At 67.9% G+C, this 19,862-nt stretch carries 18 protein-coding genes; 11 read left to right on the top strand and 7 right to left on the bottom strand.

Going from position 1 to position 19,862, the window contains the following annotated elements:
* Positions 1 to 40: 40 nt before the first annotated feature.
* Positions 41 to 1,015: a phage baseplate protein gene (locus ABD768_RS34140; RefSeq protein ID WP_344847719.1), complete on the bottom strand. Its 975-nt coding sequence runs from the start codon at positions 1,013 to 1,015 to the stop codon at positions 41 to 43.
* Between the two features lie 119 nt (positions 1,016 to 1,134).
* Between ABD768_RS34140 and pcrA the strand changes: the two genes are divergently transcribed.
* Positions 1,135 to 3,462, top strand: a complete 2,328-nt coding sequence (gene pcrA / locus ABD768_RS34135; RefSeq protein ID WP_344847717.1) for a DNA helicase PcrA — start codon at positions 1,135 to 1,137, stop codon at positions 3,460 to 3,462.
* Between the two features lie 75 nt (positions 3,463 to 3,537).
* A complete protein-coding gene (locus ABD768_RS34130) occupies positions 3,538 to 4,101 on the top strand; it encodes a hypothetical protein (protein WP_344847715.1) in 564 nt (187 codons plus the stop codon).
* Here the strand turns inward: ABD768_RS34130 and ABD768_RS34125 are convergent.
* The 4 genes from ABD768_RS34125 to ABD768_RS34110 form a co-directional block, all read right to left on the bottom strand.
* Positions 4,042 to 5,421, bottom strand: a complete 1,380-nt coding sequence (locus ABD768_RS34125) for a lanthionine synthetase LanC family protein (protein ID WP_344847713.1) — start codon at positions 5,419 to 5,421, stop codon at positions 4,042 to 4,044. The genes ABD768_RS34130 and ABD768_RS34125 overlap by 60 nt on opposite strands.
* On the bottom strand, positions 5,421 to 5,942 hold the full coding sequence (locus tag ABD768_RS34120; protein ID WP_343969151.1) for a DUF6886 family protein: 522 nt from the start codon (positions 5,940 to 5,942) through the stop codon (positions 5,421 to 5,423). The genes ABD768_RS34125 and ABD768_RS34120 overlap by 1 nt, the downstream gene beginning before the upstream one ends.
* Positions 5,943 to 5,989: 47 nt before the next feature.
* Positions 5,990 to 6,889: a M23 family metallopeptidase gene (locus ABD768_RS34115; RefSeq protein ID WP_343969149.1), complete on the bottom strand. Its 900-nt coding sequence runs from the start codon at positions 6,887 to 6,889 to the stop codon at positions 5,990 to 5,992.
* A gap of 214 nt (positions 6,890 to 7,103) precedes the next feature.
* On the bottom strand, positions 7,104 to 7,952 hold the full coding sequence (locus tag ABD768_RS34110) for an esterase/lipase family protein (protein WP_344847710.1): 849 nt from the start codon (positions 7,950 to 7,952) through the stop codon (positions 7,104 to 7,106).
* A gap of 128 nt (positions 7,953 to 8,080) precedes the next feature.
* Here ABD768_RS34110 and icmB point away from each other — a divergent pair, with 128 nt between their 5' ends.
* From icmB to ABD768_RS34080, 6 genes are all read left to right on the top strand, one after another.
* The gene (gene icmB, locus ABD768_RS34105; RefSeq protein WP_343969145.1) at positions 8,081 to 8,497 is read left to right on the top strand and encodes a coenzyme B12-dependent isobutyryl CoA mutase small subunit; all 417 of its coding nucleotides are present in this window, start codon (positions 8,081 to 8,083) and stop codon (positions 8,495 to 8,497) included.
* Between the two features lie 266 nt (positions 8,498 to 8,763).
* A complete protein-coding gene (locus ABD768_RS34100; protein ID WP_343969143.1) occupies positions 8,764 to 10,083 on the top strand; it encodes an ABC transporter substrate-binding protein in 1,320 nt (439 codons plus the stop codon).
* Positions 10,084 to 10,177: 94 nt separating this feature from the next.
* Positions 10,178 to 11,233, top strand: a complete 1,056-nt coding sequence (locus ABD768_RS34095) for a carbohydrate ABC transporter permease (RefSeq protein ID WP_343969141.1) — start codon at positions 10,178 to 10,180, stop codon at positions 11,231 to 11,233.
* Positions 11,234 to 11,361: 128 nt separating this feature from the next.
* A complete protein-coding gene (locus tag ABD768_RS34090) occupies positions 11,362 to 12,108 on the top strand; it encodes a carbohydrate ABC transporter permease (protein WP_343970957.1) in 747 nt (248 codons plus the stop codon).
* 168 nt (positions 12,109 to 12,276) lie between these two features.
* On the top strand, positions 12,277 to 12,819 hold the full coding sequence (locus ABD768_RS34085) for an RICIN domain-containing protein (protein WP_344847706.1): 543 nt from the start codon (positions 12,277 to 12,279) through the stop codon (positions 12,817 to 12,819).
* A 65-nt stretch (positions 12,820 to 12,884) separates the two neighbouring features.
* Positions 12,885 to 13,007, top strand: a complete 123-nt coding sequence (locus ABD768_RS34080; protein ID WP_343969137.1) for a hypothetical protein — start codon at positions 12,885 to 12,887, stop codon at positions 13,005 to 13,007.
* Between the two features lie 66 nt (positions 13,008 to 13,073).
* On the opposite strand, the gene ABD768_RS34075 is transcribed toward ABD768_RS34080, so the two are convergent.
* Complete coding sequence (locus tag ABD768_RS34075; RefSeq protein WP_344847703.1) at positions 13,074 to 14,714, bottom strand: glycoside hydrolase family 13 protein; 1,641 nt, start codon at positions 14,712 to 14,714, stop codon at positions 13,074 to 13,076.
* Positions 14,715 to 14,897: 183 nt separating this feature from the next.
* Here ABD768_RS34075 and sucC point away from each other — a divergent pair, with 183 nt between their 5' ends.
* Positions 14,898 to 16,073 (top strand): ADP-forming succinate--CoA ligase subunit beta, encoded by a 1,176-nt coding sequence (sucC, locus tag ABD768_RS34070; protein ID WP_343969133.1) that lies wholly within the window; start codon positions 14,898 to 14,900, stop codon positions 16,071 to 16,073.
* 13 nt (positions 16,074 to 16,086) lie between these two features.
* Entirely contained in the window at positions 16,087 to 16,977 is an 891-nt protein-coding gene (gene sucD, locus ABD768_RS34065) for a succinate--CoA ligase subunit alpha (RefSeq protein ID WP_344847701.1), read from the top strand.
* A 43-nt stretch (positions 16,978 to 17,020) separates the two neighbouring features.
* On the opposite strand, the gene ABD768_RS34060 is transcribed toward sucD, so the two are convergent.
* Positions 17,021 to 18,364, bottom strand: a complete 1,344-nt coding sequence (locus tag ABD768_RS34060) for a hypothetical protein (protein ID WP_343969129.1) — start codon at positions 18,362 to 18,364, stop codon at positions 17,021 to 17,023.
* A 162-nt stretch (positions 18,365 to 18,526) separates the two neighbouring features.
* Between ABD768_RS34060 and ABD768_RS34055 the strand changes: the two genes are divergently transcribed.
* Entirely contained in the window at positions 18,527 to 19,771 is a 1,245-nt protein-coding gene (locus ABD768_RS34055) for a cell division protein PerM (protein ID WP_344847699.1), read from the top strand.
* Positions 19,772 to 19,862: the final 91 nt, after the last annotated feature.

Genomic DNA, 19,862 nt, shown 5'->3' with positions numbered 1-19,862 from the left:
CCCCAGCTTTTCTGCTGGCAGCAGGTCTGCTCTCAGCCGACTAACCGGCCAGCAGCTTGTAGTACAGGTTGGCGTAGCGGTTGTCACCGCCGTCACCGGGCCTCGACGCGAAGCCGAAGAACAGCCCTAGGTCGCCGGAGTCCATCCGGTGGATCGCCATCCCCTCGGGCTCGCGGTAGACCAGCGACTCCCCGGCCCTGGTGACGGCCGGGTCCCGGGTGAACTCGCCCGTGTTCAGGTCGACGGTCCGGATGGTGGAGTTGATGTTGTCCGGGTTGGTCTGCCCGTCGCCGTACCAGAGGTAGGCGTACTGCCCGTAGAACGTGTAGCCCTGGAACGTCCGGCTGTAGCTGGGCTGCTTCACGTGGACCAGGCGATCCGCGGCAAGGCCCTCGCGAGCCTTGCTGAGCGGCCAGACGCTGAAGTAGAAGCTGCCGTTCTCCTTCCTGCGCACCATCAGCCGCTTGTTGACCGGGTCGACCGCGGCGGTGATCGTGTCGCTGCCCCGGAAGAACTTCGCCTCGGTGGCGATCGACTCCCGGACGATGTTCTTGAACTGCACCCGGGCCAGCGCGGTGCCCCGGCCGTCGCCGTTGTTCTGGTCGGCGTCGCACTCGATCCAGATGTAGGTGATGTCGCCGACCGGCTCCGCGGCGATCGAGACGCCGTGCCCGGCCCGCTTCACCGTCATCGACCCGAGCACGGCCCCACTGGCCGACACCTGGTTGACGACCAGGTCGGCGCCGGACCCACCGTTCTCGGCCTGCACGACGAACAGCCGCCGGTTCACGTCGTCGAAGGTGAACCCTTGCATCGAGTGATGCGTCTCGTGCAGGATCTTCGGCCCGAACAGGTGATGCGGAGTGGCCCCGAGATCGAACTCCGGCGACGGCGGCAACACAGCGTTCGCCGTGCCGGTGGCGAGCAGACCGCTGCCGAGGGCTCCCGCTCCCACGGCGGCGCCGGCCCGGAAAACACCTCGGCGGCTCAAACGAATCTGGTCCAGCGGTTCCATGACTACTCCTTCGGATGGGCGGACTACTGAAGGTAGTACGCACCTCCGACCACCCGAGTCGCCGAACGGTTCCCAGTCCGTACGAGGTTTGTCGGCTGGGGTGTCTAAGGTGGTGGGCGATGACGACGCTCTTTTCTCCAGATGAACTGCCGGTGCCGCTCGAGGAGCCCAAGAAGCATCGGGCGGATCCGGCTGCGCTGCTCGAGGGGCTGAACCCGCAGCAGCGGGCTGCTGTGGTGCATGCGGGCAAGCCGTTGCTGGTGGTGGCGGGCGCGGGGTCGGGGAAGACGCGAGTGCTGACCCGGCGGATCGCGTATCTGCTGGCGGCGCGGGACGCGCACCCGGGGTCGATCCTGGCGATCACCTTCACCAACAAGGCCGCCGCGGAGATGCGCGAGCGCGTCGTCGAGCTGGTCGGGCCGCGGGCCAAGCTGATGTGGGTCTCCACCTTCCACTCCTCCTGCGTGCGGATCCTGCGCCGCGACATCAAGCGGTTCGGGATCAGCTCGACGTTCTCGATCTACGACGACACCGACTCGCGCCGGCTGATGACGCTGGTCTGCCGCGAGCTCGACCTGGACGTCAAGCGGTACAACCCGCGCGCGATCCTGAACTGGATCAGCACCCAGAAGAACGAGCTGATCGACCACGAGACGGCCGCGTCGAAGACCTCCAACCACCTGGAGGAGACGTACGCCGAGTGCTACCGGATCTACCAGGAGCGGCTGGCCCAGGCCAACGCGCTGGACTTCGACGACCTGCTGATGACCACGGTCAACCTGCTGCAGGCCTTCCCCGAGGTCCGGGAGTACTACCGGCGCCGGTTCCGCCACGTGCTGGTCGACGAGTACCAGGACACCAACCACGCGCAGTACACGCTGATCCGCGAGCTCTGCGCCGAGCTGGAGCCGGGCCCGAACGACGGCCCGGTCAGCCCGCCGGCCGAGCTGATGGTGGTCGGCGACTCCGACCAGTCGATCTACGCCTTCCGCGGCGCGACGATCCGCAACATCCTCGCCTTCGAGGAGGACTTCGCCGGCGCCGAGACGATCCTGCTGGAGCAGAACTACCGCTCCACCCAGACCATCCTGACCGCGGCCAACTCGGTGATCAGCCGCAACGAGGGCCGGATGGCGAAGAACCTCTGGTCCGACCAGGGCCAGGGCGAGCAGATCGCCGTCTACGTCGCCGACAACGAGCACGACGAGGCGCAGTTCGTCGCCGACGAGATCGACCGGCTGACCGACGCGGACGGGGTCAAACCGTCCGACGTGGCCGTGTTCTACCGGACCAACGCGCAGTCCCGGGTGTTCGAAGAGGTCTTCATCCGGACCGGCCATCCGTACAAGGTGGTCGGCGGCGTCCGGTTCTACGAGCGCAAGGAGGTCCGCGACGCGCTCGCGTACCTGCGGGTGCTGACCAACCCCGAGGACACCGTCTCGCTGCGCCGGATCCTCAACGTGCCCAAGCGCGGCATCGGCGAGCGCGCCGAGGCAGCCATCGAGGCACTGGCTCTGCGCGACCGGATCACCTTCTCGGCGGCCCTGCGGCGGGCTCACGATGCGCCGGCGATGGCTAGTCGGAGCGCCAACGCAGTACAGGGCTTCATCGACATCCTCGACGAGCTGACCGCGATGGTCGACTCCGGCGCCCCGCCGGACGACATCCTGGACGTCGCCCTGCACCGCTCCGGGTACTACGAGGAGCTGCAGAAGTCGCCCGACCCGCAGGACGAGACCCGGCTGGAGAACCTGGACGAGTTCATCTCGGTCGCCCGGGAGTTCGTCGAGGAGCGCACCGCGGCCGCCGAACCGTCCGACCTGCAGGCGTTCCTGGAGCGGGTCGCGCTGGTCGCCGACGCCGACCAGATCCCCGACGCCGCCAACGACGGCGGCGTGGTCACGCTGATGACGCTGCACACCGCGAAGGGGCTGGAGTTCCCGGTGGTGTTCCTGACCGGGATGGAGGACGGCGTCTTCCCGCACTCCCGGTCACTGAACGACATGAAGGAGCTGGAGGAGGAGCGCCGGCTCGCGTACGTCGGTATCACCCGCGCCCGGCAACGGCTGGCGATCTCGCGGGCCGCCGTCCGGAGTGCGTACGGCGCACCGCAGCACAATCCGCCGTCGCGGTTCCTCGAGGAGATCCCGGCCGAGCTGCTCGACTGGCGCCGCGACGAGTCCGCGATCACCCGCTGGTCCGGTACCGGTACGTCGTCCGGCGGGTCCAGCGGGGTCCAATCGCGGTGGGAGCCGGCCCGGCGTACTGCCTCCGACAAGCCGATCGTCAGCCTCAGTCCGGGCGATCGGGTGGTGCACGACAGCTTCGGCATGGGTACCGTCGTGGTGGTCCGCGGCGAGGGCCAGCAGGCCCAGGCGGACATCGACTTCGGCTCCGAAGGAGTCAAGCGCCTGCTGCTGCGCTACGCCCCGGTGGAGAAGATTTAACAGACCACGACGTGCCGAATTGTCCCTGTACTGCGACAATCGGTATTCGGCCCTCCCCGGACGAAGGTCCAGCCCATGCCCAAGGCAGCAGACAGTAGCAACCGCCGGATCATCCTGGCGGGGGCGAACCCTGGGCTGCGGCTGTTCGACAAGGACGGCAAGGTCACCGCGTTCGCCTCGATCTGGATGGTCGACTGGTCGATCTGCGGTGCCGGTACGGCGGTCGTACTCTGGTTCGACGGGATCGTCCGGGTGGTCTCCGAGGACGTCGACCTGGCGTCCTGGCTGGAGCGGTACTTCGTCCGCTCGTTCCTCGAGGTGCAGGGGCTGCCGTGGCACGAGCCGGCCGTCGAGCGCGACCTGGTCCAGGTCTCGATGAACCTCGCCGACGGGCTGAGCGCCAAGGCCGCCGACATCCAGATCGAGATGGGCGGCGTGCTCGACCGGCGCCTGTTCGCCACCGACAACTTCCAGCTCGCCGAGGGCGCCCACAGCCTCAGCCTGGTGATCGCCCCGGTCCGCTCCGCCACGGTCTCGATCGGCGGCGCGTCCGTACCGGGCTTCGTCCAGGTCGACGGCTCAGCCGACCGCCCGGGCTCCTCGGCCTTCCTCACCACCGCCGAGGTCTGGCGCCGATAGAGCGGCCCACCAGTTCTCCATCCGGAGAGCAGTTGCTGCCGTACGTCCGTCTTCGACCACCCGGGCGGCGCGGAACAGGTACGCCGCGATCCCAGCGGCCCCCTGCATCCAGCCGACCCCAGGTGGCAGCAGCGGGACCTCGTCGCGGTGCTCGATGAACTGCCAGTAGGCGTGCTGCTCGTCGCGGACCGCTCGCTCGACCAACGTGTCAGCCAGCGACAGTGCGAAGTCCAAGTCGACCTGGTCGCCCGTGGACTGCCACGAGTCGAGCAGTACGTCGGCGACTCCCGTAGTACCGCAGCAGCGGCCGTCGTTGTCCCAGAAGCCCGGATAGAGCCGCTCCGGCAGCCCAGACATCCGAACACTGTGGTTGCAGCGCCTCCGCCACGTCACCGGCGACTCACCGGCTACATCGTTGACATCGGCGTGCTGCAGCGCCGCGAAGAGCAGCGACGTCCCGGCCGGGCCATGGCACCAGTTGTAGGTGACCGGGTCGAGATCCGAGTCCTCTCGGATCGGTACCAGCCGAGGGACGAGCAGGCCCTCGCTGTCGCTGACGGTGAGAGTGACCAGATGCTCTGCTCCACTCAGGGCCGCAGCGAGCAGCTCTGGCCGGCCGAGCTCGACACCGGCGATCGCCAGCGTCGCAGCGATCCCCGCCAGGCCGTGCGAGAGGTTCGGCATCGAGGCCCTCGGCTCGATCAGGTAGCGCTCGGGGATGAACGGCCAGTCCAGCCCGGTGGGCCGCGAGACGGCTTCAGCGCGCAGTACGGTCACTGCCTGCTCTGCCAGCCGGGTAGAGCCCTCCACGCCGCTCCTGCGGGCCCACAGAGCACCCAGAAGAACCCCGGCGGTACCGAGCGTCATATCGTTGATCCGCGCGCCAGGCAGGTACCGGTCCGGGTCTGCGAAGCTCGACGGCCACCCGTCGGGCTCAGCCAGCTCCAGCAGCCGCTCGACGGCAGCATCCGAGCCTGGAACACCCAGCGAGGTCAGTACGCCGATGTGGCTGACCAGCCCGTCGAAGAAGGTGTAGTTCTCCTCCTCTGCGATCGCCGCGCGGATCTGCTCGGCGATCGCGTCAGCGAGCGTCTGCTCCTCAGCAGTCCACGGCCGGCTGAGCTTGATCTCGGCCAGTACATGCGCCAGCCCACCAAGCCCGCTGTGCATCCCGTTGTCCCGGTACTCCGGTACCGCCACCGGCTCCGGCCCACCCACCGACTCGGGGATCCATGCCCCGGCGTCCCACCGCACCTGGTCGAGCACCCACCGCCAGGCGGCTTCGGCCACCGCACGATAGGAGTCTGCGGAACGGGCCATCAGCGGGCGATCGCGTTGCGCAGCCGGATCCCGCTGAACTCGAGCGTGCTGGCGACCACCGCGTCCCAGAACTCGTGCAGCCGGGGTAGTACGCGCAGCTGAATCCCGGCCTCGGCATGCAACTCGAAGAGGTCGCCCACTCGCTCCGGCGGTCCGAGTGGCGTCACCTCGGTCGTCGCTACAAAGGCCGCCTCGGCCGGCCGGAAGGGCTCGGCGGGCAGCCGGTACGCGTACAGCTCGACCGTACGGATCGCCTCCAGCCAGCCGTACTCGATTGCGTGTACTCGCGTGCCGCTACCGTCGCCGATGATCCGGGCGCGGTCCTCCGGCGACGTCCCGGGGCCCACCCACGCCATCGCGCGGGGGCACTGCCGGGGGAACCAGTAGTCCGGGGCGCGATCGTGGCCGACGGCCCAGACGTACTCGCCGGTCTTCGACGACGTCGCGGCGACGTGGGGGCGGAAGGTCCGGATCGTCGGATCCTCGGAGAAATGGAGTACCTCACCAGGCCGCGGGCGCATGCGCGGCAGCCTAGTACCGCTGATCCGCGGTGAGCCAAACCTTTGGGTCAGGGGTTGAGACCGCAGTGGTTGCGCAGCCACGGCATCGGGTCGATCGGGTCGCCACCATTCGGGCGGACCTCGAAGTGCAGGTGCGGGCCGGTGGTGTTGCCGGTGACGCCGACGGCGCCGACCTGGTCACCGGCGTACACGGTCTCGCCGACGGAGACGCTGAACTTCGACATGTGGTTGTACCAGGTCTCGGTACCGTCCTCGTGCCGGACGCGGACCTGGCGGCCGTACGGGCCGGCGAACTCGGCGCTGACCACGACGCCCTTCATCACGCTGCGGATCGGGGTGCCGATCGGGGCGGCGAAGTCGGTGCCGGTGTGGTTGCGGGCCCAGCGGCCGCCGGCCTGACCGAACCCGGCGGTGATGTGGTAGCCGGAGATCATCATCTCGCAGCGGGTGGCCGACTCGCGGGCGGTCTTCTCGGCCAGCTCGGCCTTGGCCTTGGCGGCGGCCAGCGCGGTGGCGCGCTTGGTGGTCAGCGCGCGGGTGGCGTCGAGCTTGGCGGCGCGGGCCCTCGAGATCCGGTCGGCCGCGGCCTGCTTCTTGTTCGTCTCCGTGCCGGCCAGCTCGACCCGGGAGGAGTCACGGGTGGCCAGCTGGCGGCGCTCGATCCGCGCGGTGGTCAGCGCGTTCATCTGGCCGTCGCCGATGCTCAGCGCGGCGATGTTGACGGCCGAGTTCGCCGACGTCGGGTTGGCGAGCGCGCTGTGACTGAAGCCGACTGCGCCGGCTGCTGCGGCCAGAGCCGCGGTCAGTCCTACTACCTGAGTACTGCTGGGGGTGTTACGCCTGGCGACGCGATGCTTGCCACTGTGACGACCTGCGCCGGTCTTGCGCGCAGCACTGGCAGCTTTGCCTGGCGTGACGCGGCTGGCCGCGGCACGATGCTGGGACACAACGTGGCCTTTCGGTCACAGGGGAGGGGGCTGTCCGTTCACCCTCGGTGAGGCTTTTATTCCTCTCCGGGGGCTCATGCACCATAACGGAACCGCAACGAACCGACAAACCCCGCCACCCCCTTTTCGGCCCCACCTTCACGAAACTTTTGCATGCGCGGCTGCACGTGCATCGGCCTGAGCGCTCAGAAGGCTGCTATGTCAGGAAGAACTTTCACGCGACTGTGTGCTGTTCGTCGTCGAGATGCGACAACATTCCGGTGATCTGGTGCACCACGTCGCCGTGGAACGGCAGCGACAGGTGGCCCACTCCGTCGACCCGGACGTTGCGGGCGACCAGGTCGGGGTGCCGGATCCGGGCCCGCCGCTGCGGCACGATCAGCTGGTCGACGTCGCTGTAGAACGCGACGAAACGGGTCTGGCAGTCCGGCGCCGGCTCGGCGAGCTCGGTCATCAGGTCGCTGTCCGGCCGGAGCTGCTTCACGAGTGGCCACGGGAGCAGCCGCGCCGCGACGGTGCCCTGGTGGGGCGTCCCGAGCGTGACGCAGGTGTGGACTCGCTCGGAGCCGCCGAGGCGCTGGATGTAGTACCGCGCGATCAGGCCGCCGAGGCTGTGCCCGACGATGTGGATCTGGTCCGATCCGGATTCCTCGCACAGCCGCTCGATCTCGGCGCCCATCCGCTCGGCGGTACTCCGGACGTCCAGGGTCAGCGGGGAGTACGAGAAGGTCTGGATCCGGGTGAAGCCGCGGCGGAGGAGCTGGCGGCGCATCAGGGCGAAGACGGTGTGGTTGTCGATGATGCCGTGGGCGAGCAGGATCGGCGTACCGGCCGCCCGGACGTCGCCGACCAGCAGGCTGCGCTGGGCCGGGGTCAGGCCGCTCAGGGTGAGGCGCTCGGCGCGGTTGCCGGAGGCGCCGACCAGGCCGAGCGGGTACATCGCGAGGTGGGTGGTGATCCAGCCGAGCTCGACGGCGGCACCCTGCAGCACGCGCGGCGACAGCACCGAGCGGGCGCCGTACTTGAGTCCTTCGAGAGCTCCCCGGATGTCTTCGGCGCTCATCGCGTCTCCTCACTCCCAATCAGACCCCCCGTGCAACTGGTCCGATCACTTTCAACGGTAACCGGTTCCCAGTTCGCGTGGCCGGGAACACACGGCTCCGTGTCTGATCCGTGAGGTAGCTTCTGCATATGTCTGCCACGAGCCCTCTGCGAGTAGTTGTCGCCAAGCCAGGACTGGACGGCCACGACCGCGGCGCGAAGGTGGTCGCCCGCGCGCTGCGGGACGCCGGTATGGAGGTCATCTACACCGGCCTGCACCAGACCCCCGAGCAGATCGTCGAGACGGCGATCGCCGAGGACGCCGACGCGATCGGCCTGTCGGTGCTGTCCGGCGCCCACATGACCCTGTTCAAGAAGGTCCGCGAGCTGCTCACCGAGCGGGATGCCGACGACATCGTGGTGTTCGGCGGCGGGATCATCCCCGAGGCCGACATGCAGCCGCTGGCCGAGCTGGGCGTGCACAAGATCTTCACCCCGGGCGCCACCACCACCGAGATCGTCGACTGGGTCCGCGCGCACGTCGGCGACGCCTCAGCTACCGCCTGAACACGGTGCGCTGCCGATTGGCTTGTTACTGATCGGTAATACCTAATCGTTAAGAAACACCTGGTTGTGCACGGTGTGGAATCGCGGTCGCATACAGCCATGCGTTTGTTCGTTCATGGCGCTGGGATCGACAAGATGTGTGGCTCAGGACACATCGGCCCCGATCTCGGTTACTGTCCGGATAGGGCGGCTCGCAGCGTGGTGGGGGTCTGCGGACGACCGACGCAGGACCAGGTGATATCCCATCGGGAGAGGGCAGGTACACGATGAGGTTTGAACGATCACACACGCGCAAGGCGGTCGCTCTGGCCGTGGCCGGCAGCCTGGCGCTGCTGGCGTCGGCGTGTGGCGGTGACGACGGAAGCAAGAGCGACACCAGTGGGGGCGGAGCGGCGGCGCTCGACGGCACGGGGCCGATTACGTTTGCCACCGGCAAGGACACGTCCGGCAACCTGACGAACCAGGTGAACGCCTGGAACTCGCAGCACCCGGACCAGAAGGTGACCGTCTCGGAGCTGCCGGAGTCGGCCGACTCACAGCGCAGCCAGATGATCCAGAACGCGCAGGCGAAGTCCGACGCCTTCACCGTGCTCAACCTGGACGTCGTCTGGACCGCCGAGTTCGCGGCCAACCGGTGGATCACGCAGCTGCCCGAGGACAAGTTCCCCGACCTCGGCAAGTTGCTGCCGTCAACGGTCGACACGGCGAAGTACCGGGACAAGCTGTACGGCGTACCGGTCACGTCCGACGGCGGACTTCTCTACTACCGCAAGGACCTGCTCGACAAGGCGGGCGTGAAGCCGCCGACGACCTGGGCCGAGATGAAGGCCGCCTGCGACAAGATCAAGACGTTGCCCGAGGGCAAGACGATCGGTTGCTACGCGGGTCAGTTCGAGAAGTACGAGGGCCTGACGGTGAACTTCTCCGAGGCCGTCAACGGTGCGGGCGGTGTGGTCGTCGGTGACGACGGCAAACCGAACGTGGACACCCCGGAGGCGCTGGCCGGTCTGCAGTTCCTGGTCGACGGCTTCAAGTCGGGCGAGATCCCGAAGGCGGCCATCACCTACCAGGAGGAGCCGGGACGCCGTGCGTTCCAGGAGGGCAACCTGGTCTTCCTGCGCAACTGGCCGTACATGTACGCGCTCGCCAACAAGACCGACGGTTCGTCGAAGGTCGCGGGCAAGTTCGCGGTCGCGCCGCTGCCGGGCAAGGACGCCGCCGGCGTCTCGACCCTGGGCGGTCACAACTACGCGATCAACGAGTACGCCAAGAACAAGGGCACCGCGGTCGCCTTCATCAACTTCATGGCCAGCGAGGAGCGGCAGCGCGCCAACATCGAGAAGACGTCGCAGGCGCCGACCTGGGCCTCGCTGTACGACGACCCCGCGCTGAACAAGACGTTCCCGTACCTCGCACCGCTGAAGGCCTCGATCGGGTCCGCCAAGTCGCGGCCCAAGGTGGTCAAGTACGGCGATGTCACCACTGCCATCCAGGAAGCCGCGTACGGCGCCCTGACCGGCACGACACCGCCCAAGGATGCGCTCTCCGGTCTTCAGGCCAAGCTGAGCACACTCATCACCCAATGATCGAAACGGCGGGGCCGGTGCGCGACGAACTGTCGACGTACCGGCCCCGGCCTGTCCCTGCCCGGCGCTGCCGGGTGGAGAGAAGGAGGCAAAGGTGAGTGCATCCGCCCCGGTCGCCCAGCGACCGAGCGAGGAAACCACCAAGGGTGGCCGTCGCACCTCGTTCAACGAGGGCACCGGCCGGCTCGCAGCCACGCTGCTGTCACCGACCCTGATCGTCTTGGTCCTGGTCGTCGTCTATCCGATCATCTCGGCGCTGCGCGAATCGCTCTACACCAGCGGCGACCGCGTCGACGCCGACGGCTTCATCATCCAGGGATCGCAGTTCGTCGGCCTGGACAACTACTCCGCGATCTTCAGCGGCGAGGTCGGCGACCGGTTCTGGAACGCCTTCTACAACACCACGTTCTTCACCGTCACCTGTGTGGTCCTGGAGACCGTACTGGGGGTCGCGATGGCCCTGGTGATGCACAAGGCGTTCAAAGGACGCAGTGTCGTCCGGGCCGCGATCCTGGTGCCGTGGGCGATCCCGACCGTCGTCTCGGCCCTGTTGTGGAAGTGGATCTTCCAGGCCGACGGCGCGGCGAACGCGCTGATCGGCCAGCAGATCCTCTGGTCGACCGAAGGCTGGCAGTCGGTCCTGTCGGTGATCGTGGCCGACACCTGGAAGACGGCTCCGTTCATCGGGCTGCTGGTGCTGGCGGGCCTGCAGACGATTCCGGACGAGGTCTACGAAGCCGCCAAGGTGGACGGTGCGAGCCCGTTCAACACCTTCATCCGGATCACGCTGCCGCTGGTCAAGCCCGCGCTGCTGGTCGCCGTCCTGTTCCGGATCCTCGACACGCTGCGGATCTTCGACCTGCCGTTCGTGCTGGTCGGAGCGAACAAGTCCTCGGTGGAGACGTTGTCGATCCTGGCCTACCTGGAGTCGAACCAGAACCGGTACGGACCGGCCGCGGCGTACGCGACGCTGCTGTTCATCTACGTCGCGGTGACGGCGTTCGTGTTCGTCAAGCTGCTCGGCGCCGACGTCCTCGGTGACGCGGTGCAGAAGAAGAAAAAGAAGAACGGCAAGAGCAAGGACCGGCTCGATGCGCCGCCCGGCGTCGGTGCGGCGGGCCTGGGTGGCCTCGCAGGAGGAGGTGCGTGATGGCTGTCGCTGAGAAAGCTCCCGCCAAGATCGACGTCAGGGCGGCCGAGGCGAGCCCGTTGCGCCGGTGGGCGCCGCTGCTGGGCGTCGCGCTGATCGTGATCTACTGCCTGGCGCCGTTCTACTGGATGGTGGTGTCGGCGCTGCGCCGGCCGTCCGACCAGTTCAGCAACTCGATCATCCCGACCACCTGGTCGGTGCAGAACATCAAGGACGTCTTCAAGCCGGGCACCGGCTTCGGCCGGGGTCTGCTGAACAGCCTGATCGTGGCCGGCACGGTGACGATCCTGACCCTGCTCATCGGGATGGTCGCGGCCTATACGCTGGCGCGGCTGGACTTCAGGTTCAAGAACTTCGTGCTGGCGATCATCATCACCACCTCGATGTTCCCCGGCATCTCGCTGGTGATCCCGCTGAAGAAGCTGTTCGTCGACATCCACTGGATCAGCACCTACCAGGCGATGATCGTGCCCAGCCTCTCGTTCGCGCTGCCACTGGCGGTGTGGAACCTGACCACGTTCTTCCGGCAGATGCCCAGAGAACTGGAACAGGCGGCGATGGTCGACGGCTGTACGCCGGCCCAGGCGTTCCGCAAGGTGATCATCCCGCTGGCAGCGCCGGGTGTGTTCACCACCGCGATCATCACCTTCATCGCGGCCTGGAACGAGTTCCTGATCGCCCTGAGCATGGTGACCGCACAGGAACGGAAGACCGCCAACGTGGTGATCTCGCAGTTCACCGGCGCGTCCGGCCGGGACCAGCCGTTCGGCAGCCAGATGGCGGCCGGCGTGGTCGTCACCATCCCGCTGGTGATCGCCGTCCTGATCTTCCAGCGCCGCATCGTCGCAGGCCTCACCGCCGGCGGCGTGAAGTAAATTCGGCAGCCGACAGCGGACGGAGTCACCTCGGTGACTCCGGCCGCTCGTTTTCGTGCGCATTTGCAGCAACCTGCAGATTTCTGCCGTTGCCGGGGCCAGGGCGACTACCTACGCTGTGGGAGCCGGCATTCGAATAGCCAGAAAATATCCGGAAAGGATGATTTGATGCGCAATTCACGGCGAATTCTCCGGTTGGTGTCGATGGCGGCGCTGACGGTGTTGATGGTCGCGCTGGTGGAGGCGATGCCGGCCGTGTCCGCCCCGGCGGCGCAGACCGGAAGCGGAACGGTGACCGGTGTGACTACTCCCCAGGTCAGCTACTACCGCGCGCTGTTCCAGAATCGGCAGACGAAGCTCTGCCTGGAATCGAACAGTGCCGGGACCGTCTACACGCGGGCCTGTAACAGTCGCAGCACCTACCAGCAATGGCGTTTCGACAACACCGCTCTGCAATACATCTGGAACGTGGCCACCGGGCGCTGCCTGCAATATGTGATCGCGGCCGGTTCGGCGACCGGACTGGTTTCGGCGAAGCCGTGCAACCGGGCGGACTATCACCAGCTCTGGAAAGGGCATATCACCGGCGCCGAGTTCACCTATTACAGCCAGCACTGCCTGGACAGCAACTCCGGGGGAGCGGTCTACAACCTGGCCTGCAACGGATCCGGCTACCAACTGTGGAACAAGGTCTACTTCGATACCCCCTGAGGTCGGGTACCGGCTCAACCCACCCACCGGCGTATGGTCGTAGGCCTAGCCGCTGGAGGTGGCAGATGAGCTACGGAGACAACCGGAACAAGCGCGATCAAGAGGACCGGGACCGCAGGGACCGCGAAGAGCAGGAGCGTCGCGCCCGTGACGAGCAGGACCGGCGGGATCGCGACGAGAAGCGTTGAGTGAGGAAGTACCGAAGGGCCGGTCCCGAGTCAGGGGCCGGCCCTTCGGCCTTGCAGGAGCTCTGGTCAGACCTTGAGCCAGACGGTGGCGTCCACCGGCAGTTTGTTGTCGGTGAGGGGCTCGCTGGCCAGTAGTACTTCGCCTGTGGGGAGGTCGATCGCGGCATCGGTCAGGTTGACCACGCATTGGAAGCCGGGGTCGCGGGTGAAGGAGAGGACGCCGTCGGGGGCGTCCAGGTCCCAGGTGAGGCGGCCTTCGCCCAGGGCTTCCTCCGAGCGGCGGATGCGGAGCGCTGCTCGGTAGAGCGCCAGGTGGCTGTTCGCGTCGGCTGCCTCGGCCTCTGCTGTCAGGGGCGCCCAGTCGGCTGGTTGCGGGAGCCACGGCTGGCCTTCGCCGGTACCGAAGCCGTACGGCGGTTCGCTGCCGCTCCACGGGATCGGTACCCGACAGCCGTCGCGGCCCCGGACTGTATGACCCGAGCGCTCCCAGGTGGGGTCATCCAGCACCTCCACCGGCAGGTCCTCCACCTCAGGCAGACCCAACTCGTCGCCCTGGTAGATGTAAGCGCCACCAGGCAACGCCAGTTCGAGCAGCGCGGCCGCCCTGGCCCGGCGAAGCCCCAGCGCCAGATCAACCGGTACTACGCCCGCACCCTCCAACGCATCGCGCTGATCCCGCCCATACCGGGTGCGGTGCCGAACGGTGTCGTGATTGCTCAGCACCCAGGTCGCCGGAGCCCCAACGGCCCACAGGCTCTCCGTCGTGTAGTCGATGACCTGCCGCAACTCCTTCGCGTCCCAGGCGGCCCGCAGCACATCGAAATTGAACGCCGAATGCAACTCGTTCGACCGGACGTACTGCGCCAGCCGCTCGGCCGGGGAAAGCCAGGCCTCCGCAACGAACACCCGCGGCCCCTGCGGGGTGTCGGCGTACTCGTCCGCGATCGCCCGCCACCGCTGGTGGATGGCGTGCACTCCCGGCTGGTCGTAGAACGGATTGCCGACGTACTTGTCCCGGGTCGGCTGACCGTCGGCGTCCAGCGTCACGTCCGGCAGCGACGCGTCCTTCGCCATCGAGTCGGCGACATCGATCCGGAAGCCGTCGATACCCCGGTCGAACCAGAACCGCAGGATCGAGTCGAACTCCTCGATCACCTTCGGGTGGTCCCAGTTCCAGTCCGGCTGCGAGATGTCGAACATGTGCAGGTACCACTGGCCGTCCTCGATCTGCTGCCAGGCGCCCCCACCGAAGGCGGCCGGCCAGTTCGTCGGCGGCAGCCCACCGTCCTTGCCGTCCCGGAACCAGAACAGGTCGCGCTCCGGAGAGCCCTTGCCCGCCGCCAGCGCCGCCTTGAACCACGGGTGCTCCCAGGAGCAGTGGTTCGGGACCAGGTCGATCAGGATCCGGATCCCCAGCGCGTGCGCCTCGGCGATCAGCGCGTCGGCGTCCGCGAGGGTGCCGAACTCCGGGTTGATGTCGCGGTAGTCGGACACGTCGTAGCCGCCGTCGAGCAGCGGGGACGGGTACCAGGGACTGATCCAGATGGCGTCGATGCCGAGGTCGGCCAGGTACGGCAGCCGGGCGCGGATGCCGTTCACGTCACCCGTTCCGTCACCGTCCGCATCGGCGAACGACCGAGGGTAAACCTGGTAGACGACGGCACTACGCCACCAGTCGTCAGCTGGTCTGGTCGCTTGTTCTGTCATGGCAACCAGCCTTTCACGGGCGCGCAAGCAAGCTGTGACGGTCGTCTCAGCGCCTACCCCGACTGTCGCGGCAAGGCAAGAGGTGGCTAGTCTCAGGCCGACGGAACGCGCCGGCGACCGTGCCTCTCTAGCACCGCAGCCTGCCGCGGCCTAACTCGAACAGGCGAGAGAGGGACCACACTCGTGGATCTGATGGAGTACCAGGCGAAGACTGTCTTCGCCAAGCACGGTGTAGGGACGACGGTGGGTGAAGTCGTCCACACGCCCGAGGAAGCCCGCGCCGCGGCCGAGAAGCTCGGCGGCGGCACAGTGGTCGTCAAGGCCCAGGTGCTGACCGGCGGCCGAGGGAAGGCCGGTGGCGTCAAGCTGGCCGCCAACCCGGACGAGGCCGAAGAGCGCGCCCGCGAGATCCTCGGTCTGGACATCAAGGGTCACATCGTCAAGACGCTGAACATCGTGCCGGCCGCCGCGATCGCGGAGGAGTACTACTTCTCCTTCCTGATCGACCGGGCCAACCGCAACTACCTCTGCATCGCGTCGGCCGCCGGCGGGATGGAGATCGAGGAGGTCGCGCACACGAACCCGGACGCGGTCGCCAAGATCTCGATCGACCCGGCCAAGGGCGTCGACGAGGCCAAGGCGCGCGAGATCGCGACCGAGGCCGGCTACCCGGCCGACATCATCGACGCGGTCGCGCCGGAGATCGTCAAGCTGTACGAGGTCTTCCTGACCGAGGACGCGACGCTGGTCGAGGTCAACCCGCTGGTCAAGCTGAAGGACGGCCGGGTCGAGGCGCTGGACGGCAAGGTCTCGCTGGACGAGAACGCCGACTTCCGGCACCCCGAGTTCGCCGACTACGCCGACTCGTCGGCCGCGGACCCGCTGGAGGCGGCGGCCAAGGCCAAGGGCCTGAACTACGTGAAGCTCGACGGTTCCGTCGGCATCATCGGCAACGGCGCGGGCCTGGTGATGAGCACCCTCGACGTCGTCGCGTACGCCGGTGAGGAGTTCGGCGGCGTCAAGCCGGCCAACTTCCTCGACATCGGTGGCGGCGCGTCCGCCGAGGTGATGGCGAACGGCCTGGAGATCATCATCTCCGACCCGCAGGTGGAGAGCGTCTTCGTCAACGTCTTCGGCGGCATCACCGCCTGCGACGCGGTCGCCGACGGCATCGTGCAGGCGTTCCAGTTGCTGGCCGCCCGCGGCGAGGCCGTGACCAAGCCGCTGGTCGTCCGGCTGGACGGCAACAACGCCGAGGAGGGCCGCCGGATCCTCGACGAGGCCGGCCTGGCCGGACTCGAGCGGGTCGACACGATGGACGGCGCCGCCAAGCGGGCCGCCGAGCTGGCAGCGAAGTAAGGGATAAGAGCAGATGTCTATCTTCCTGACCAAGGACAGCAAGGTCATCGTCCAGGGCATGACCGGCTCGGAAGGCACCAAGCACACCACCCGGATGCTTGCCTCCGGCACCAACATCGTCGGCGGCGTGAACCCGCGCAAGGCCGGCCAGTCGGTCGACTTCGACGGCAAGGCGGTCGCCGTCTTCGGCTCCGTCGCGGACGCGATCAAGGAGACCGGCGCCGATGTGTCGGTCATCTTCGTACCGCCGAAGTTCACCAAGGACGCGGTGATGGAGGCGATCGAGGCCGGGATGCCGCTGGTCGTCGTGATCACCGAGGGCGTACCGGTGCACGACACCGCCGCGTTCTTCGCCGCCGCGCAGGCGTCGGGGACCACCCGGATCATCGGCCCGAACTGCCCCGGCATCATCACGCCGGGCGAGTCCAACGCGGGCATCATCCCGGCCACCATCGCCGGTGCCGGCCGGATCGGCCTGGTGTCGAAGTCGGGCACGCTGACCTACCAGATGATGTACGAGCTGAGCGACTTCGGCTTCTCCACCGCGATCGGCATCGGCGGTGACCCGATCGTGGGCACCACCCACATCGACGCGCTGCAGGCGTTCCAGGACGACCCGGAGACCGACGCGATCGTGATGATCGGCGAGATCGGCGGCGACGCCGAGGAGCGGGCGGCGGCGTTCATCAAGGACAACGTCACCAAGCCGGTGGTCGGCTACGTCGCGGGCTTCACCGCCCCGGAGGGCAAGACGATGGGGCACGCCGGCGCCATCGTCTCCGGCTCGTCGGGCACCGCGGCCGCCAAGAAGGAGGCCCTCGAGGCCGTCGGCGTGAAGGTCGGCAAGACGCCGACCGAGACCGCCAACCTGATGCGCGGCATCATGCAGGAACTCACCAAGTAGTACTGCCGGAAAGGCCCTCGGGGGATCTCCCCGGGGGCCTTTTCTACTTGTAGGCGGCGGACCGCTCGGCGGCCCGGATCAGTACTTCGTTGAAGCCCGCGTTGGTGATGTCCAGATCCTCCAGCACCGGGTAGAGCACGTAGACGGCCCGCGAGCCGGACACCGCGATCCCGATCCGGTAGGTGAAGGTCTTGTCGTTGCCGGTCTCGTACGACGCGCGCCAGCTCTCGCCGGTGATGCTCTTGCCCAGCGCGACGTCGCCGGTCTGCTTCACCGTCGCGTTCGACTGGGTCTTCTTGCAGTTGTCGACCGCCTTGCGGATCGCGCTGACGTAGTTGCCTGCCGCGGCCGGGCTGGCGAAGGAGACCACCATCGTGTCCAGCCCGAACTCGGCCGGCACCTTGGCCTCCGGTACGACGTACGTCTGCGACTTCGACGACTTGGGCTTGGCCTTCTTCAGGTCGAGCTTGTCGGTCTCGCAGCCGGTGCCCTTCGGCGTCGTGCCGGACGTGCTGACCCACGGCTTGTCGATGCTCGGCAGCACCGGCAGGTCGATCGGCGCCATGAACCCGGGCGGCTCGGTGGTCGGCAGCAGCCCGGGCGTGGCCGTCGGCGTCCCGGTCGTGCACTTGGCCTCGGCGCAGATCCGCTGCAGCCCGGCGCCCGCCGTCGCGATCACGGTGTCCGGCTTCGGCGGGGTCTTGGCGGTGGTGTCGAACTCGACCACCATCGTCGCCTGACCGGCGGTGCTCACGCTGATCGTGCGGTACTTGTTCGACTTGTCGCCGGGCTGGCCGAAGACGGCCACCACGCCCTTGCTGCCCAGGCCGGCGGTCGTGTAGCTGGCGACCAGCCGGATCTGCGGGGTGTTGCAGGCGCTGAGCCAGCCGGTGATCGTGCTGTACGCCTTGCCGGCCGCCGCCTCGTCGTTGGAGACCTCGACGTACTGGACCGCGGTCTCCTTGGTCGAGGGGTTCTTGAAGTTGCGGATCCAGGTCCGGATCCCGGCCGGGTCGGCGAACCGCTGCGACTGGCAGACGAAGGCCTTGTCCGGGGCGTTGCTGCCGTCGTCGGTGCTCGCGACGGCCCAGGCGCCCGAGGCGGGCGCGAGCTGCTTGGCCGCCGTACCGTCGAGCAGCACCTTGGCGTCGCCGAGCAGGCCCGAGTCGCCGCCGCCCGGGCCGTCGTCCTTGTTGCCGGACTTGGCGTCGCCGGGGGAGTCGCTGCCACCGAAGGCGTTCACCGCCGCGATACCGCCGCCGCCGATGACGAGCAGCGCGGCCGCTCCGGCACCGATCAACTGGTTCCGTCGGCGCGTCTGCTGACGGCGTGCCTCCCGGGCGGCGGCACGACTGCCGCCCCGCGAGGCGCGGTGGGAACCGGTCACTAGTTCTTGACCTCCAGACTGATTCCACCCGACGGTACCTGGTGGTCCGTCGTCATCCACCCTGAGTCCAAGCAAATAACAGAGAGCGAGCAGTGCCGAAGTCTTCCATATCCGGCGTGTCAGAACGAGCGGCGTCCAGGCTGCGAGTGACGATGGTGGTAGATGACCGACATGCTGAGCCGTCCGGGCGCCCGTGACGGCGGATCTCACCAGGCGCCCGGGCCCGCCCAGCCCGACGCCACTGCACCGACCAAGCCGGTGATCGTCTCGGCGGTGATTGGAGCAGGTGCTTGCCTGCTCACCGGACTACTGGCCTGCGCTGCCGTCGCAGTGGTCGGCTGGCTGGCCGCGGCCTTCGGTGGAGCGGCTGGTGCGGTCAGGGCCGGTGCCACTGTGTGGTTGGTCGCTCACAAGGCAGGTGCGACTCTTGGTGACGCACGGCTCAGCGTTGCTCCGCTGGGCCTGACCCTGTTCCTCGCTTGGTGCCTGTACCGCGGTGGGCGCTTCACTGCCCGGGTCAGCGGGGCAGACGAGACCAAAGACCTCGCCATGGCATCCGGAGTCCTCGCTGTCACCTACGGGCTGGGTGCGCTGATCATCGCGCTCTTGACCTCTGACGGCACGGTGAAGGTCTCCCCGGCGACAGCGTTCCTCGGTGCCGCCACACTGGCGCTCATCGCGGGCACAGCCGGGATACTGGTCGAGTCCGGAGCTGCCAGCGACATAGCTGACGCCACGCCACAGGGCTTGCGTGACGTGATCCCTGCCGCTGCGGCCGCAGTACTGACGATCGTGGCCGTCGCCAGCCTCCTGTACGCCGTACTGCTGGCAGTCCACTTCTCCCGCGTCACCTCGATGCTGGAGCTGCTCGACGCCGGCGTGGTGGGCTCAGTGGTGCTCTTTGCCATCTGCTTGATGCTCCTGCCCAACGTGATCCTGTACGTCGTGGCGTTCCTCGCGGGCCCCGGCTTCCAGCTCGGAGTCGGTACGACGATCGCTCCGACCGGGGTGACCGTCGGCAACCTGCCCGCGCTGCCGTTGCTGGCCGCAGTACCGGCTGATGGCGCCACCCCGACGTACCTGCTCGTGCTGACGGCGTTGGTGCCGCTACTGGCTGGAGTGATGGCCGGGTTCGTGGTCGCCCGTCGTGGGGTGGCAGCGGAGGACTCGGACGTACTGGGCTGGGATGCCTTCGCTCTGCGCGGCGCGATCGCAGCCCTGCTGGCCGGGATCGTGCTGATGGTGCTGATGCTGTTGTCGGGCGGCGCTGCCGGGCCGGGCCGGATGGCTCAGGTCGGCGTCTCGGGCGCGATCCCAGCGGCCGGAGTGCTGATGGCGGGGATGGCGATCGGCGCCGCAATCACCGCAGCAGCCGTAACAGCACGCCGTCCGCAACCAGCCGGGTAGCCCAGCGGGCCCGCGCCCGGGCGCGGTGGGCGGAGGCGGCCGAGCTGCCCGGATTCGGGTCTGTGCGGTCGCTGACGATATGGTTTGCCGA

This window comes from Kribbella ginsengisoli, assembly GCF_039537185.1.
GTDB classification, from domain to species: domain Bacteria; phylum Actinomycetota; class Actinomycetes; order Propionibacteriales; family Kribbellaceae; genus Kribbella; species Kribbella koreensis.
This window is presented reverse-complemented; position numbering and strand designations above follow the sequence as displayed.